We start from the raw sequence: 15229 nt of genomic DNA on the forward strand, positions 1-15229 counted from the left end.
CCGCTTACAGCCGAATACTGACGCGGAACATGCCGTCGCTTTCACCATAAGTCATCTCGCCACCGAGCTGAGCCACGCGTTCTTCCAGACCAATCAGGCCAGCGCCAGCTCGCTTCCTGGGTTCCAAAGTTTCGCTCTCAGCCCGGTTTGCAGTCACCAAATGAACCCGCGCCGGGCTGTCATCAGCATCGGCAGGTGGATCGATTACCAGTGCCAGCTGACCAGCGCCCGATGAGTGCTTGGCCATATTCGCGGCCAACTCCGTCACTGCCCGCACCAAAGTCAAACGCTTCGCGAGTGGCCAATCCGCCAGGTCTCCATAAGACTCCGGCAGAGTCACCGAAACATCGCGACCCGGCGGACAAACTGCCGCAACCAGACGCGGAATCTCATTCGGGTCAGCGCTAATCTCGCCGCCATCACGTAGCGCATCGACAAGCGCATGCACATCCCGCAACGATTGGTCTGCGGTCTGGGCAATACCTTCCAGCGTGGTCTTTTCAGCAGCGGATTCCGCTCGTGAGCCATCCATCTCCGCCAGGTACAGAGCGGTTTGGGCCTGAACCTTAATAGAGGTGAGTCCGTGCCCCACGACGTCGTGAAGCTCCCTGGACAACTCCAGCTTGTTGAGCGCCACGACGTTTTCCAACTCCGCGGCATGTTCCTCGGCGTTGATTCGGAGCCACAGGGGCACTGCGTACGCGCTCGCCGTAATGAGCACCGCCGGCAGACCGAAGACCAACAGTCGTTCCGGGGTAAAGCCGAAGGCAGGAACTGCCGGGTTGAGGAAGCTGCCAATCAACCCCAAAAACAGCCCAACGATGCCCCAGGTGCGATTCGGTTCCCACCTGGTCACAGCCCATAGTGATAGTGGGGCAGCAACAATAATAGGGTCGAGCCCAAGGTTTACAGGGGATAACCACACCAGCAGGGCGAGACCCGCTAGGGCGCTGTACGTAACCACAAACGATGCGCGCACTGCTTTACGACGAAACGCTGCGGCCCCGGCAATCATCGCGGACAGAATCACATTGGTGACATAAGTAAAGCTCGGGCCATAAGTAAGTAGCGGCGTCATGCTCAACCAGCAGCACAGCAGGAAAGCAGCCGCAATAGCGAGATCGGCAGTTGGGAACGAGCCGACAAAGAAACGTACCCGGCTGCGCCAGTCGAGTGGGGCAGGGGTCTGCGCGGTGGCAGGCTGTGCGTGCATGGAGGAAGCGGTGCGCTGCATGTGTCTAGGCTAGCGGTCGGTGGCTTGCGCGGTTTAGTGTGAGTTTTCCACTTGCCGGAATGTGATGTTGATGCGGCCCTCTTTAAGCCCGCACCCCTCCGGCAAAGTGCCGCGACGAGTCTTGGGCACACCATGAAACGCAAGCCGCTTCGGACCACCAAACACAATCACATCCCCGCTGGCGAGAGTCACGTCATCCCAGGGTTTGTTGCGGTTTTCAGTCCCGCCAATGCGGAACAGGGCCTCATCGCCGATAGAGAGCGACACAATCGGGGCAGGGGAGTTTTCGTTTCGATCCTGGTGCATCCCCATGGTGGCCCCGGGTGGGTAGTAGTTGACCAACGCCATGTCGGGCCGAAAAGTGGTGGGCCACTGGCTGAGGGATTCGTCGTAAAGCGCGGCAGCGCCGAGTGCTTCGGTGGCGAGCTGTAGCAGATTGTCAGGCACGGGCGGGACGCGAACGCCGCCGACGTGCGTGACGTAGCGGTATGGATTTGTGGCCCACATGCGGCCGAGATGCAGCATGAATACCTGCATCTGGCCGCTTTTGAGCTGCGGACGAGTCATGGCCAGGGGAGTGCCGGCAACGTCGCGGGCGATGTCGCGGAGTTGCGTGATGATGCCCGATTGCCGCTCCAATGGAAGCCATCCCGGCAGATGAACAACTCCCGGCGTGATGCGGGCATCATCGCGCGGGAGTTGATCAAAGAGCATAGGTTTAGTTTGCCTCTTAACCCGCGATGATTGCGTTAACCGGGCGGGACAGGAACTGCGGGCCAATCTTGCCCAGGTAGCGCAGGATAAAGTCTGCCGCCGACACCGAGTAGAAGTGACGCTGGCGCTCAATGAAGTTCTGCGGGTGCGTTGCCTTCCACACAGCATCAGCGACTTGGTTCGGCGTAATGCGCACGCCAAGACGACGGGTGGAACCGGCGGAAACGTCCGCCAGTTTGGTCTTCGCCCACAGCGGCATGATTGCGACGACGCGGATCTTGTCCTTGCGCCACTCCAGATCCAGAGCCTGCGTCAGACCAGAGACGTAGAACTTCGACGCGGAGTACGGCGCGATGTGCGGCTGGCCGTAAATGCCCGAAGCCGAACCCATGTTGACCAGGTGAGACCCCTTAGTGCGCTTCAGGTACGGGTGCGCCGCCTTCGCACCCAGAGTCAGACCGGTGCAGTTGATGTCCACCTGCGCGCGAATAATCTCCGGCGACTGGTCGATGATATCGCCATCGCCGATGATGCCCGCGTTGTTGTCCAGCACCGTCAGCTTGCCGCCGGTGTGGGAGGTGAAGTCCGCAAGCGCGTCTTCCCACTGCTTAAAGTCCGTCACGTCCAGCTTGCCGACGATTACCTCCGGGCGCTCAGCCTTAAGCTTGGCCAGGGCATCCTCATTGATGTCGTAGACGCCTACGGTCCAGCCTGCAGCCAGGAACTTCTCGGCCACCGCGCGACCAATGCCCTGCGCGCCGCCGGAGATGAAAATGGACGGGGAATCAGAAGTGGCCATGGTGCCTCAATCCTGCCTTTTCTTACTGTTTTTATAAGTGGATAAATGTTATTTGCCAGCTTAGGTGAGTATTTGTTGTTTAACCGCGGATTAGAGGAAACGCGCCCTGATTACAAACGCGCCCTCTACACTGGCCACCATGAAACCCCTGAACATCCCACCAGGTCCCGGCATCCCAAAGGGCCTCGTCATCCCCGCGGCGGAGCTCACCGAACGCTTCGCGCGCTCCGGAGGGCCGGGCGGTCAGGGCGTTAACACCACCGACTCCAAGGTGCAGCTATCGGTGGATATCGCCGAGCTCAGCGTGCTTTCCGACGTCCACCGCCGCCGCGCTCTCCAGAACCTCAGCCACCGCCTCGACGGCACCACACTGACCGTGTCCGTTACCACGCAGCGCTCCCAGGTACGCAACCGCGCGGAAGCCAGGCGGCGCTTAGCGGAACTCATCCGAGAAGCTGTGCAGCCACCGCCTCCGAGGCGCCGGCGGACTCGACCGAGTCGGGCCTCGATTGCCCGTCGTAAAGCGCAGAAGCAGCGCCGCTCCGAGCTCAAAGCCAGCCGACGTCGCCCCAGCGCCTACTAGGGAATATGGGATTTTCGTGCATCCGTTGCAATATAGATGGTATGAGCGAAAACCAGGCCCCTACTGAAAAGGCAGCTGAAACTGTCGCGGAGTTCAACCGCGTGCCCTCGATTCTGTCCATCCAGTCGCATGTGAGCTATGGCCACGTGGGCAACTCCGCTGCGGTCTTCCCGCTGCAGCGCGCAGGTTTTGAAGTGTGGCCGGTCCACACCGTCGATTTCTCCAACCACACCGGCTACGGCCAGTGGCGCGGCCCGATGATTCCGGCCACGGATGTGCGCGAGGTCATCAAGGGTATCGATGAGCTGGGCAAGCTTGACGACGTCGACGCGATTATCTCCGGCTACCAGGGTGGTAGCGATATTGCGGATGTCATCATCGAGGCCGTGGCGCTGGCCAAGCAGCGCAACCCGAAGGCTATCTACTCGTGTGACCCGGTGATGGGAAATGCCAAGAGTGGCTGCCACGTTTCGGACGACATTCCGCCGCTGCTGCGCGACAAGGTCGTGCCGGTGGCAGATGTGATTACGCCAAACCAGTTCGAGCTGGGCTACCTGACGGGCCGCGAGGTCAGCGACCTGGAGTCCACCATTGCGGCAGCTCATGCTGCTCGTGAGATGGGCCCGGAGGCCGTGTTGGTCACCAGCGTGCTACGTCCGGAGCGCAAGGAGGGCGAGATTGAGATGCTCGCCGTCAATGGTGCGGGCGCATGGCTGGTGGCGACGCCGTACCTGCCCCTGAAGCGCAACGGTTCCGGCGATGTCGCGGCTGCGCTGTTTGCAGGCAACCTGCTGCGCGGTCGCGGTATTTACGGTGACCTTTCGGTCGCGTTGGGTAACACAGCGGCCAGTATCTTTGAGCTGCTGAAGGTCACGCACGAGTCCGGCTCTGGCGAGCTGGAGCTCGTGCGCGCGCAGGAGGCCTACGTTCACCCGGAGCAGCGTTTTGAGGTTACGAAGGTTCAGTAGGGCTGGGGTGCAGTAGGGCTGGGGGCTCACGCCGCTAAGCCAGCCCTAGCAGTGTCCCAACAGGCCTAGTAATAGAACGGGAACTCGTCCCAGTTCGGGTCGCGCTTTTCCAGGAACGCTTCCTTGCCCTCGACGGCCTCGTCGGTCATGTACGCCAGGCGAGTAGCCTCACCCGCGAAGACCTGCTGACCCATCAGGCCATCATCGGTCAGGTTGAAGGCGAACTTCAGCATGCGCTGCGCTGTCGGGGACTTACCGTTGATCATGCGACCCCACTCGACCGCGACATCTTCCAGCTCAGCGTGGTCCGCGACCTCGTTGACGGCGCCCATGCGGTGCATGGTCTCAGCGTCGTAGGAGCGGCCGAGGAAGAAAATCTCGCGGGCAAACTTCTGGCCAACCTGCTTCGCCAGGTAGGCCGAGCCATAGCCGGCGTCGAAAGATCCCACGTCAGCGTCGGTCTGCTTAAAGCGGGCCTCCTGGCGCGATGCGAGCGTCAGGTCACACACGACGTGCAGGGAGTGTCCGCCACCTGCGGCCCAGCCATTGACCACGGCAATGACAACCTTCGGCATAGTGCGAATTAGGCGCTGCACCTCCAGGATGTGCAGGCGGCCTCCCTCGACCTTGGCACGCGCGGTATCGATGGTGGATGCGTCCGCGGTAGCGTCGTCATGCTCGTGGGACGTTGCGTACTGGTAGCCGGAACGACCGCGAATGCGCTGGTCACCACCCGAACAGAATGCCCAGCCACCGTCCTTGGTGCTCGGGCCGTTACCGGTCAGCAGCACTACGCCGACATCCGGGGTGCGGCGCGCGTGGTCGAGCGCGCGGTAGAGCTCATCGACGGTATGCGGGCGGAATGCGTTACGAACCTCCGGGCGATCAAACGCAATACGCACAATACCGTTCTCGCGGCCCTCGCCGACGTGCCGGTGGTAGGTGATGTCGGTCAAATCCTCAAAACCATCAACCGTCTTCCACTGCTCGGGGCGGAAAGGGTTATCGGTCGAGTACTTCGCGGTATCAGTCATGGCTTCCAGCATAAAGGTCTCTAGCATGAGGGGTATGTCTGTGTCCGCTGCGCCCAACATCCAGCTTCCGCCCATCGATGACATCCTCGACCGCGCCCACGTCGTCGCGCTGCCCATGGCAGTGAAATTCCGTGGCGTCACCACCCGCGAGGCACTCCTCATCGACGGCCCCGTCACCTGGGGCGAGTTCGCTCCCTTCCTGGAATACGAGGCGTCCGAGGCCGCCGCGTGGCTGCGCTCGGCCATCGAATGCGCATACGTCGGCCTGCCCATCCCGAAGCGCGAGTTTGTCGAGGTCAACGCCACCATCCCCGCCGTCACACCCGACCAGGTGCCGGAGGTCGTGGCGCGCTACCCCGGGTGCCGCACGTTTAAGGTCAAGGTCGCAGAGAGCGGCCAATCGCTTAACGACGACATCGAGCGCGTAGCCGCCGTCCGCACCGCGGTGGCCGAAGCTTATGGCTATGAACCTGTCGTGCGGGTCGATGCGAACCGTGGCTGGTCGGTGGAGCAGGCAATCCGCGCCGCTCATGAGTTGGGGCCGCTGGAGTACATGGAGCAGCCCGTTGCGACTGTCGCCGAGCTCCGCGCGGTCCGCGACGCAGTGGGGGAGTTTTGTCCGATTGCTGCCGATGAGTCGATTCGCAAGGCCGAGGATCCGTATTTGGTTGCGCGCGAACAGGCGGCGGACGTGGGCGTAATGAAGGTCGCGCCGCTTGGTGGACCACGCTGCTTGCTTCGGTTGGCCGAGGAGCTCGCGATGAAGGTGACGGTCGCCAGCGCCCTGGACACCGGTGTTGGCATGGCCGCCGGTTTGTTCACGGCGGCGGCCCTGCCTGCCACAGAGCTGCAGCCGGAGCCGAACGCGGCGGGTTTGGCCACGTCCTCGCTGTTTATCGAGGACGTCATCGAGCCCCGGCCACTTATCGATGGCCGACTGCCCGTCACCAACCCCGCTCCCGACCCTTCCCGCCTGGCCGAGCTCGCCGCGCCGGGCCCCCGCCGCGATTGGTGGTTCGACCGCCTCCGCGCGGCGTACACCCATCTATAACGCCAAGAAAGTGACTAGGTTTATGACACTTTGAGCCCGAAAAACGGCTTCCAAACTGACATAAACCTAGTCAGTAACTTCCGGCAAGTAGCCTATTGAGTGTGAACAATAACCAGGACACCCCTCAAGACCCGGACACCGGCGCGGCCGAAACCACTCACGCCGTCCAGTCCACACAAGCCCCATCCGCAGTGGTAGCGGGCCTCATCGTCGATGAGCTGCTGCGTCTCGGCATGGTCGATGCCGTGGTGTGCCCGGGTTCCCGGTCCGCCCCACTCGCCCGCGCTCTGGTCCAGGCCGCTGACGCGGCGAAGGTTCGCCTACACGTGCGCATCGATGAACGCTCCGCGGCCTTCCTCGCCCTCGGCCTGGCCTCGCGCACCCGCAAGGTGACCCCGGTAATTACAACGTCCGGCACAGCAGTGGCGAACCTCGTGCCCGCCATGGTGGAAGCCACCGCGTCGGGCATTCCGCTGCTGGCACTGACCGCCGACCGCCCCGCGCATTATCGAGGCACTGGCGCGAACCAGACCATCGTCCAGGACCGCCTGTTCGCTGATGCCTCCGTCGTCGAGTTCGATCTGGACGGCACCGCCCCGGTCATGAAGGCCACCGCCGCGCAGATCCGCGCTCGCATTGATCGCGTTGTCGCCGCCATGGCATCCGGCGCCGGCCACCTTAACGTCCGTTTTGTCGAACCGCTCGTGCCTGACGACGACTCCGTCGCCGACATCCCCGAGGGCCGCGCCGATGGCGGCCCCTGGACCACGATTGCGCCTACCAACAGCAACAACGTCGGCGTGGCCGCCACCGCAACCGGCCCGGCCAACGCGGCTAGCACAGCCACAATTGACATCAGCCGCCGCACACTCGTGATTGCGGGTTCGAATGCCCCGCACCTGCCGGCGCTGGAGGATTTGCCAACCATCGCTGAGCCGAATGCATATGCGCCGGCGCACCCGGTGCACCCGCTTGCGGCGGGCACTTTCGCGCAGATTCCGCCGGAGCAGATTGTGTTGGTCGGCAGGCCGACGCTGCACCGAGGTATCTCTAAGCTGCTGGCCAATCCGGATATCGAGCTGACCGTTGTCTCCGAAGCGGAAAACCACGGTTTTGGGGTGGAGTTCCCGGATGTGACGGCGAACGCAAGGGCCGTCGTAAAGCATGTGCAGACTTTGGGGGAGCAGGACCCGCAGTGGACGAAAATCTGTGAGGCTGCCGGCGAATTGGCGGTGAAGTCCGTGCGAGAGACGCTTACCGAGTCGATTGAAGCGGAGGAACCGCTGACCGGATTTCATGTGGCGGCGGCGCTGACGGATAGCCTGCGCACGGGTGACAACGTGGTGCTGGGCGCGTCGAACCCGGTGCGCGATGCGTCGTACACGGGCCTGCCTTTCCCGGGTGTGAACACGTATGCGGGACGAGGTGCCGCGGGCATCGACGGCACGGTGGCGACGGCAATCGGTATTGCGCTGGCGTCCGACCGTGAGCATGCCGACGAGATTCGCCCGCCGCGGACGATTGCACTTATGGGTGACCTGACGTTCCAGCACGACTCCGCAGCGTTGGCAATTGGGCCGCTGGAGCCGAGGCCGGAAAACCTCACCATCGTGGTGGCCAATGATGCCGGTGGCGGTATTTTCGAGACGCTGGAGGCGGGCAGCCCGGCTCTGCGGGGAAGCTTTGAGCGCATCTTCGGCACGCCGCAGGACGTGGACTTTGAGGGCATCTGCCAGGCTTACGGAGTCGAGCACGTGCGTGTCGACCGCCTCCCAGATCTGCTCGCGCAGCTGCACCCGGATACCGATGTCGACGGCATCCGCGTCATCGAGGTGGCGACCACACGTGCGACGCGTCGGCAGTTGCACCACAAGCTGGCATACAATGCGGAGATTGGGGTGCTGGACAAGCACTAGCCGGCCGGCAGCATCCAATCAGAGCTGGAAACAATCAGGGACAGAAAAATAGGAGGTCGCGACCGCCATGCAGTGGAAAACTGCCCTGGCCAATTGGCCGCGCTTCCTTCGTCAGGTACTGCTCTTTGTGATGATTTGCCTGTTGCTGTCGTGTCTGGCCATGGTGGTTGGCTGCTTCATTAATGACCGCAATATCGAGTCGAACATGGGGCAGTCCGTAGCCAATGTGCGCTCGGTCGAGCTCCTTCGCACCACGGTTGATTTCGTCGACGAGAATGGCGATTTTCAGTCGCCACCAACCGGTTTGCTCTATCCCGTTGGTCTGGAAGAGGGGCAGCGCGTCCGCGTCGAATACGACCGCACTGATCCCAATGTCGTCCGCGTCGCCGGGCGCACATGGACGCTGTCACTTCTCCCGGCGACCAGTATCGCTGTGGTTACATTTCTCGTCGTCGCGCCGTTGTGGTGGTCGTCGTTGCGCGCAACCCGTCGTTTACAAAGAGATCCCCAAAAGGTAAACAGAGGGTCACTTTCGCTTTCCGACGAGATGGAAAACTAGCACCATGCGCGTTGCCATCATTGCTGAAAGCTTCTTGCCCAACATCAATGGAGTGACAAACTCCGTGCTGCGGGTGTTGGAACACTTACGCCGTGAAGGACACGAGGCGCTGGTGATTGCGCCGGGTGCTCGGGACTGGCAGGAAGAGGCAGAGTTCTACTGCGACTACCGCATTGAGCGTGTGCCCACTGTGATGGTGCCGTTGATTGATTCGCTACCGATTGGTGTGCCGAACCGTCGGGTAGCGTCGGCGCTGACGCAGTTTAAGCCGGATGTTGTCCACTTGGCTTCGCCATTTGTGCTCGGTGGTGCGGGCGCGCTGACTGCCAAGGCACTGGGCATCCCGGCTGTGGCCATCTATCAGACGGACGTTGCGGGTTTTGCCAAGAACTACAAGTTGGCGGGGCTCTCCACGGCCGCGTGGTTGTGGACGCGCGTGATTCACAACTCCTGCGCCCGAACGCTGGCGCCGTCCTCGCCGACTATTGAGGACCTGCAGGATCACAAGATTCGTGATGTCTACCGCTGGGGCCGCGGTGTTGATGCGGTTCGCTTTACTCCGACAAAGCGTAGTGAAGAGCTCAGGAAGCAGTGGAGCCCGGAGGGCAAGCCGATTGTTGGTTATGTCGGCAGGCTCGCGGCGGAGAAGTCTGTGGAGCGGCTGGCAGCGCTGAACGGCCGCGATGATATCCAGGTGGTCATTGTCGGCAATGGCCCGGAGCTGCAGAAGCTGCAGAAGCAGATGCCGAATGCCGTCTTTACCGGACAGCTCACCGGCGATAAGTTGGCAGCGGCATTCGCCAGTCTGGACGTGTTCGTCCACACTGGTGACTTTGAAACCTTCTGCCAGGCGGTACAGGAAGCCCACGCCTCCGGTGTGCCGGCCATCGCTCCGAACGCAGGCGGCCCGCGCGACCTGATTACCAACGACGTCAACGGCTACCTGCTGGAACCCAAGACTTTCACCCGCGATCTGTCTGAGGCGGTCGACAAGCTACTGCTCGTCGACGATGAGCTGGCACGCAAGCAGCTGCGCAACCGCTGCCGCGACACCGTGACCGAACGCACCTGGGAAGCACTGTGTGCAGACCTGGTTCGCCACTACGAGGAGGTTTCTGGGGTTTCCGCGGCCGAGACGTCAAGCAAGGTCGCAGCAGATGCGATTGATGCCTCCCGTGCAGGTGCTGCTACGCGTCAGAAGTCGGTCGCGTAATCTGGACATCGTGTCTAGGGCTGATTTAACGAAAAATCCCAGCGAAGTCGCCTCGATGTTCGACGGCGTGGGGAAGAATTACGACATCACCAATACCGTGCTCACCGGTGGTATTGACCACTACTGGCGCGTGCGCACGGCAAAGCGCCTGAACCTGCAGCCCGGCCAGAAGGTCCTCGACCTGGCCGCCGGTACGGCTGTTTCCTCGGTGGAGTTGGCAAAGTCTGGCGCATACGTCGTTGCCTGTGACTTCTCCCGAGGCATGCTCAAGGCCGGTGCACACCGCGATGTTCCCAAGGTCTGCGGTGACGGCATGAAGCTGCCATTCCCGGACAACACTTTCGACGCGGTGACCATCAGCTTCGGTCTGCGCAACATCGTGGACTACAAGGCGGGCCTCGCTGAGCTAGCTCGCGTGACCAAGCCGGGCGGCCAGCTGACAGTCTGTGAGTTCTCCACCCCAGTGGTGCCGGTGTTCAGCACCTTCTACAAGGAATACCTGATGCGGGCACTTCCGCAGATCGCCAAGGTCGTCTCCTCGAACCCGGAGGCCTACGTGTACTTGGCGGAGTCGATTCGCGCCTGGCCAAACCAGCCGCAGCTCGCCCGCGACATCAATGCCTCTGGCTGGGAGGATGCCGGTTGGCAGAATCTCACCTTCGGTATCGCAGCGCTGCACTCGGCAACCAAGCCCGCACAGTAGCTCGCTAGCTCGCAATCGGGCTGGGTCGCAGGGCCCGTCGTAAAGCGATTCCTACTGCCAGGGCTGGCGTCCGAACCACTTATCGGAGGCCAGCGCCGCCCGCCCCGAAGCGCGCCACAGTCGCGCCACTACGTCGCGGTCGTGTTCCGTGACCAGGTTTCCCATCAGGCGTGCGGCAACACCCATGAGCTGACTGCCCCACGGGGCACCGATGGTCAGCGGGCCGACCGTAGGAAGGAAGCTCGGGTACGTCAGCGTCAGCGCCAACTTGCGAGCTAGCGAGAAACCGGTGCCGTAGTGCTCGCGAAGTAGGGCGGGCCAGGAGTGCGTCAGCCCATCGCGGCTCGCACCAATCGAACTAATCAGCTCCACTGCCAGTCGCGCCGACTCCATGCCGTAGTCAATGCCCTCACCGTTGAGCGGGTTGACTAAGCACGCCGCATCGCCGAGCAACGCCCAGTTCGGCCCCGCCACATTCGACACGGCACCGCCCATCGGCAGCAGCGCCGACGTCACGTGCTCCGGCTCGCTCATCTGCCACTGATCGCGAACCTGTCCGTGGTACTCACGCAGCAACTTCTTCACATTCGTGCGCGCCGGGCGTGCCGACGTCGCCAGCGCCCCACACCCCACATTCGCCCGGCCCTCGCCCAGCGGGAAAATCCAGCCATAGCCCGGGTGCGTATGCCCTTCGGAGTCGCGCAGTTCCAGGTGCGAGTGAATCCAGTCATCCGCTACGTCTGCGCTGTCGAAGCTGACATACGACCGTGCGGCCACGCCAAAGACGCTGTCTCGATGCCACGCACGCCCCAGCTGCTTGCCGACGGTACTGCGGACCCCATCGGCCACGAGCAACCAGCGGGCCGAGATGGTGTGTGGCTTGCCCTCGCGGTCGGAAAGCTCCACCGCGCGCACGCCGTGCCCTCGCGTGCCGCCAGTGTTCAGCGCTCCGAGAACCACCTTCCGCGCTGCGACTCCATCAAAGACCTGCGCACCGGCATCAGCGGCGGCATTGAGCAAGAAAGTGTCGAGCTCAACTCGCGGCATCGCGGATCCGACAGCGGGGAAAGTGCCGGAGGCATCATCTGGCCAAGGTGCGGTGATGGAGCCGCCGAAGCCGTGCAGCTTGAGTCCGCGGTTGCGGTTGTGGCGCAGGAGCTCGTCGTCAAGCCCTAGGCGACGTAGCTCAGCGATGGCGCGAGGAGTGAGCCCGTCGCCACAAGTTTTGTCGCGTGGGAAGCGCTGGGAGTCGACCACAGTGACCGAAAAACCGGCGCGGGCGGCGTGAATTGCGGCTGCGGAGCCGGTGGGGCCTGCGCCAACAATGAGCACGTCAGTGCTGCTGGGTAGAGCGACGGTGCCGTCGAACGTGGGGGAAACTCGCGAAATCGGGCTTGAGGTCATTGCCCCAGCGTATAACGACGTTGAAACAAATATGGGAACTGGTCTGCTAGCCACTATGCTCGTAAGGTAGTTTATTTAGCAGTTTCTTATCTTTTATCGTCAGTTAGGCAGGTCTCGAATGCGTACTGGAGACTACTCCGGGCTTAGTTCCGGAAGTGCTCAGGGCACTGGTGAGCACACCGCCACTAGTTCTCACTTCGTTGATGAGGCGCTGGAAGCAACAATCACCGAGGGAATGCGCAAGAGCGAGGACCTCCTGATTACCGAGCTGGGGCGCGGCGAGGACTTCCTAGTCGAACGGGTTTCCCACCTAGCTCACGCTGGTGGTAAGCGCTTCCGCCCGATGTTTACCATGCTGGCCGCGCAGTTCGGGGAGAACCCGGAGAGCGATAAGGTCATCACCGCCGCGACGGTGCTGGAGCTGACGCACCTGGCGACGCTCTACCACGACGACGTCATGGATGAAGCGGATAAGCGCCGCGGCGTGCCCTCCGCAAACTCGCGCTGGGACAACACCGTCGCCATTCTGGCCGGTGACTACCTCTTCGCTGCTGCGTCCCGCCTGCTGGCAGAGCTCGGCTCCGAGAGCGTGGCTCACTTCGCTGAGACCTTCGGTGTTCTTGTCACAGGTCAGATGCGAGAGTGCCTCAACGACTTGGACCTGCCGATAGAAGAGCGCATCGAGCGCTACCTGAAGGTCATTGCCGAAAAGACCGGTGTGCTCATCGCATCGGCCGGTTATCTCGGCGCCTATCACGCCGGTGCGTCCGCCGAGATTTCCAACGCGCTGCGCCGCTATGGCGAACTAATCGGTATCGTTTTCCAGATTGTCGACGACATCATCGACATCTCCTCCAATACCGATCAGTCCGGCAAGACTCCGGGTACTGACTTGCGCGAGGGCGTCTTCACGCTGCCGGTGCTCTACGCGCTGCAGGAGGATACCCCAGCCGCTGACCGCCTCCGTGAGATTCTCGTCGGCCCAGTCTCCGACGACGCGCTTGTCGACGAGGCCCTCGAGCTTTTGGCTCAGACCAACGGTGTGGCTCGCGCGATGGAGAAGGTCAATGAACTGCTGGATGAGTCCGACCGCGTCATCGCTGACCTTCCTGACTGTGCGGCCAAGGAGGCCCTGCGTCACGTTGCTCGCTACACCGTGGAGCGCGTGGGGTAGCGGATTGAGCTCCATCGGCGAGATGGGTCTAGGGGCGAGCACTGCTCCGAGGTGAGCTCTCCTCTGGGCTGAGCTCTGCTGAGGGGTGAATCCAGGTAGGGAAATATCCTCTCGACCTGCCGATTTGTGTAAATGACAGAGTAGTGGGTAGCATTCCATTCGCACCGTTTAAGAGTGCACGCCAGATTGCCCGAGCGGCCAAAGGGAGCGGATTGTAAATCCGTCGGCATTGCCTTCGTTGGTTCGAATCCATCATCTGGCACAGTGAAATCACCGCGAGAACTTTCTCGCGGTGATTTTTTTGTAGGGGCCGTTGGTGGGGATACGGGGCAGGGTTTGGGTTAGGGGTTCGGGCTAGGGGGTTGGGTTAGGGGTTTCGGGTTAGGGGCGGCCACCCATCGATGAGCTATTCACTTATGGTTCCGCTGGGGCTCATCGATAAGTGAATAGATTATCCATAAGTGCGCGCAAAAATGTCAGCAAACGTGACAAGAAATACCGCTGCCTACCTGCTGATTTGTGCTCAGCGGTGATTTCGGGTTAATCTTTGCAAGGCTTCACGGAGAGCACAGAGCGAAACGAAGCGGTCAACAATTGGCCCGGAGTTACGTGCTGAGTTCAATGGATGCTGATGCCCCCTTAGCTCAGTCGGCAGAGCGTTTCCATGGTAAGGAAAAGGTCGACAGTTCGATTCTGTCAGGGGGCTCTGTTCTTTTATACGGACTTATGTCCGGTAGAGAATAGGGGCGATGTAGCTCAGATGGTGAGAGCGCACGACTCATAATCGTGAGGTCGGGGGTTCGATCCCCCCCATCGCTACTACGGACAGTGATGTTCGTCGAACCCCGCCTTGATAATGCTTCAATGCAGTAAGGTGGGACATTGTCAGCTAAGGGCTGGAAAGTTCTTTTGCTGGTGGTGAAGGGGCGTGGCTCAATTGGTAGAGCAGCGGTCTCCAAAACCGCAGGTTGCAGGTTCGAGTCCTGTCGCCCCTGCAAGTACCCGTCATCCAGGGCGTATGAAAAAGCGTCTGGGTGGCGGGTTTTTCGTTTATATTCGGCGGCGGTGGGTCAATGCGAGTTACTGACTGCGGTTATGGCAAAAATGGCTCGAAAAATGGCTTGAAAGTAAAAATGGCTTGAAAGTGCCACAAACTCGCACAGTTTCACATTTGCAGCCCGTAGTCTGGTGGGTCGTCGTTTTTGCAGCCCGAGCCAGCAGCCCAAGCTTGCCGCACGAGCGAGCAGCCCAAGCTTGCAGCCCGAGCTAGGGCGAAGCAGCAGTGACGTGGCCGTCAGTGAGTATCGCTGCAAGGCCAGCAGCGGAATCGAATCTCGAAGCCCGCGGTTCCCACGAAGGGCATTTCTTCGATAGTGTGGAGAATCGGCTAGAATTTACGCACTGAACCAGACTTGCTCTGCACAGTGGGGGCTCGGCTCCGGAGAACATCCCTGGAGTTTGCCCTTGGAGAATTCACGTTTGAGTTTCACTGTGCAGTATCTTTAGGTCTCATATGCACGAAGTAGCGAAGGAGCATCGTGTCTGAGGAAAACCAGACTTTCCAGGCGGCGGCTCGCCCGTCCGGTAAGCGCCAGGCGACGGGCGCGCAGACCACCGTGGCGAAGAAGCCTGCGCGTGAGAAGGAGACCAACGAGCTTTCGACTCGTAACCCTTTGGTTTTCATCAAGCAGGTTGTTGACGAGCTGCGCAAGGTGATTTGGCCGACCGGCCGCCAGATGGTCACCTACAGCATCATCGTGATCCTGTTCCTGATTGCCATGATCGCTCTCGTGTGGGGTGTGGACACGCTGGCCGGTCTGGGTGTCCGATCGGTGTTGGGCAAGTAATCGGTTATACTGTTTCGCAGTGATGCTTTT

14 protein-coding genes and 4 tRNA genes are annotated in these 15229 nt (G+C 61.4%); 13 read left to right on the forward strand and 5 right to left on the reverse strand.

Translation table 11 applies throughout. From position 1 onward, the window contains the following. Window positions 1-4: 4 nt before the first annotated feature. From CHU70_RS05885 to CHU70_RS05895, 3 genes are read right to left on the reverse strand one after another with little or no spacing between them, the layout of a single operon-like run. Window positions 5-1234, reverse strand: a complete 1230-nt coding sequence (locus tag CHU70_RS05885; protein ID WP_147719177.1) for a sensor histidine kinase — start codon at window positions 1232-1234, stop codon at window positions 5-7. Window positions 1235-1267: 33 nt separating this feature from the next. After that, window positions 1268-1948, reverse strand: a complete 681-nt coding sequence (locus CHU70_RS05890; RefSeq protein ID WP_016422013.1) for an alpha-ketoglutarate-dependent dioxygenase AlkB — start codon at window positions 1946-1948, stop codon at window positions 1268-1270. A 16-nt stretch (window positions 1949-1964) separates the two neighbouring features. Further along, complete coding sequence (locus CHU70_RS05895; RefSeq protein ID WP_147719176.1) at window positions 1965-2747, reverse strand: SDR family oxidoreductase; 783 nt, start codon at window positions 2745-2747, stop codon at window positions 1965-1967. A 139-nt stretch (window positions 2748-2886) separates the two neighbouring features. Between CHU70_RS05895 and arfB the strand changes: the two genes are divergently transcribed. Both arfB and pdxY read left to right on the forward strand, forming a co-directional pair. After that, window positions 2887-3330, forward strand: coding sequence for an alternative ribosome rescue aminoacyl-tRNA hydrolase ArfB (gene arfB / locus CHU70_RS05900; protein WP_070429282.1), 444 nt, complete (start codon window positions 2887-2889; stop codon window positions 3328-3330). Between the two features lie 41 nt (window positions 3331-3371). Continuing rightward, window positions 3372-4298: a pyridoxal kinase PdxY gene (gene pdxY / locus CHU70_RS05905; RefSeq protein WP_222865510.1), complete on the forward strand. Its 927-nt coding sequence runs from the start codon at window positions 3372-3374 to the stop codon at window positions 4296-4298. Window positions 4299-4363: 65 nt separating this feature from the next. Here pdxY and CHU70_RS05910 read toward each other — a convergent pair whose 3' ends face one another. Then, window positions 4364-5344 carry a 1,4-dihydroxy-2-naphthoyl-CoA synthase gene (locus CHU70_RS05910; protein WP_016422029.1) on the reverse strand — a complete coding sequence of 327 codons (981 nt, stop codon included), beginning with the start codon at window positions 5342-5344 and terminating at the stop codon, window positions 4364-4366. Window positions 5345-5357: 13 nt separating this feature from the next. Here CHU70_RS05910 and CHU70_RS05915 point away from each other — a divergent pair, with 13 nt between their 5' ends. From CHU70_RS05915 to CHU70_RS05935, 5 genes are all read left to right on the forward strand, one after another. Continuing rightward, window positions 5358-6383, forward strand: coding sequence for an o-succinylbenzoate synthase (locus CHU70_RS05915; protein ID WP_147719175.1), 1026 nt, complete (start codon window positions 5358-5360; stop codon window positions 6381-6383). A gap of 191 nt (window positions 6384-6574) precedes the next feature. Beyond that, the gene (gene menD, locus CHU70_RS05920) at window positions 6575-8299 is read left to right on the forward strand and encodes a 2-succinyl-5-enolpyruvyl-6-hydroxy-3-cyclohexene-1-carboxylic-acid synthase (RefSeq protein WP_187269749.1); all 1725 of its coding nucleotides are present in this window, start codon (window positions 6575-6577) and stop codon (window positions 8297-8299) included. Window positions 8300-8366: 67 nt separating this feature from the next. Next, window positions 8367-8858, forward strand: a complete 492-nt coding sequence (locus tag CHU70_RS05925) for a DUF3592 domain-containing protein (RefSeq protein ID WP_049172339.1) — start codon at window positions 8367-8369, stop codon at window positions 8856-8858. Between the two features lie 4 nt (window positions 8859-8862). Then, window positions 8863-10071: a glycosyltransferase family 1 protein gene (locus CHU70_RS05930; RefSeq protein WP_049190593.1), complete on the forward strand. Its 1209-nt coding sequence runs from the start codon at window positions 8863-8865 to the stop codon at window positions 10069-10071. Between the two features lie 10 nt (window positions 10072-10081). Continuing rightward, window positions 10082-10774: a demethylmenaquinone methyltransferase gene (locus CHU70_RS05935; protein WP_048732404.1), complete on the forward strand. Its 693-nt coding sequence runs from the start codon at window positions 10082-10084 to the stop codon at window positions 10772-10774. A 51-nt stretch (window positions 10775-10825) separates the two neighbouring features. Here the strand turns inward: CHU70_RS05935 and CHU70_RS05940 are convergent, their stop codons facing one another. Next, a complete protein-coding gene (locus CHU70_RS05940; RefSeq protein WP_222709367.1) occupies window positions 10826-12178 on the reverse strand; it encodes a geranylgeranyl reductase family protein in 1353 nt (450 codons plus the stop codon). Between the two features lie 118 nt (window positions 12179-12296). Here CHU70_RS05940 and CHU70_RS05945 point away from each other — a divergent pair, with 118 nt between their 5' ends. The 6 genes from CHU70_RS05945 to secE all read left to right on the forward strand — a co-directional run bounded on the left by CHU70_RS05945 (window position 12297) and on the right by secE (window position 15199). After that, window positions 12297-13352: a polyprenyl synthetase family protein gene (locus CHU70_RS05945; protein ID WP_049172333.1), complete on the forward strand. Its 1056-nt coding sequence runs from the start codon at window positions 12297-12299 to the stop codon at window positions 13350-13352. A 180-nt stretch (window positions 13353-13532) separates the two neighbouring features. After that, window positions 13533-13614, forward strand: a tRNA-Tyr gene (locus tag CHU70_RS05950). A 371-nt stretch (window positions 13615-13985) separates the two neighbouring features. Then, a tRNA-Thr gene (locus tag CHU70_RS05955) sits at window positions 13986-14058 on the forward strand. Window positions 14059-14097: 39 nt separating this feature from the next. Beyond that, window positions 14098-14171: transfer RNA gene (locus CHU70_RS05960), tRNA-Met, on the forward strand. A 103-nt stretch (window positions 14172-14274) separates the two neighbouring features. Beyond that, a tRNA-Trp gene (locus CHU70_RS05965) sits at window positions 14275-14347 on the forward strand. Between the two features lie 543 nt (window positions 14348-14890). Beyond that, window positions 14891-15199 (forward strand): preprotein translocase subunit SecE, encoded by a 309-nt coding sequence (secE, locus tag CHU70_RS05970; protein WP_016422041.1) that lies wholly within the window; start codon window positions 14891-14893, stop codon window positions 15197-15199. Window positions 15200-15229 lie beyond the last annotated feature (30 nt).

This window comes from Corynebacterium sp. LK10, assembly GCF_008042455.1.
Taxonomy (GTDB): Bacteria; Actinomycetota; Actinomycetes; order Mycobacteriales; family Mycobacteriaceae; genus Corynebacterium; species Corynebacterium jeikeium_D.

Excerpts from the sequence above, each read along its gene's own strand:
- CHU70_RS05885 (WP_147719177.1), bottom strand. The coding sequence starts at position 1,234 with ATGCAGCGCACCGCTTCCTCCATGCACGCACAGCCTGCCACCGCGCAG.
- CHU70_RS05890 (WP_016422013.1), bottom strand. The coding sequence starts at position 1,948 with ATGCTCTTTGATCAACTCCCGCGCGATGATGCCCGCATCACGCCGGGA.
- CHU70_RS05895 (WP_147719176.1), bottom strand. The coding sequence starts at position 2,747 with ATGGCCACTTCTGATTCCCCGTCCATTTTCATCTCCGGCGGCGCGCAG.
- arfB (WP_070429282.1), top strand. The coding sequence starts at position 2,887 with ATGAAACCCCTGAACATCCCACCAGGTCCCGGCATCCCAAAGGGCCTC.
- pdxY (WP_222865510.1), top strand. The coding sequence starts at position 3,372 with ATGAGCGAAAACCAGGCCCCTACTGAAAAGGCAGCTGAAACTGTCGCG.
- CHU70_RS05910 (WP_016422029.1), bottom strand. The coding sequence starts at position 5,344 with ATGCTGGAAGCCATGACTGATACCGCGAAGTACTCGACCGATAACCCT.
- CHU70_RS05915 (WP_147719175.1), top strand. The coding sequence starts at position 5,358 with ATGAGGGGTATGTCTGTGTCCGCTGCGCCCAACATCCAGCTTCCGCCC.
- CHU70_RS05925 (WP_049172339.1), top strand. The coding sequence starts at position 8,367 with ATGCAGTGGAAAACTGCCCTGGCCAATTGGCCGCGCTTCCTTCGTCAG.
- CHU70_RS05930 (WP_049190593.1), top strand. The coding sequence starts at position 8,863 with ATGCGCGTTGCCATCATTGCTGAAAGCTTCTTGCCCAACATCAATGGA.
- CHU70_RS05940 (WP_222709367.1), bottom strand. The coding sequence starts at position 12,178 with ATGACCTCAAGCCCGATTTCGCGAGTTTCCCCCACGTTCGACGGCACC.
- CHU70_RS05945 (WP_049172333.1), top strand. The coding sequence starts at position 12,297 with ATGCGTACTGGAGACTACTCCGGGCTTAGTTCCGGAAGTGCTCAGGGC.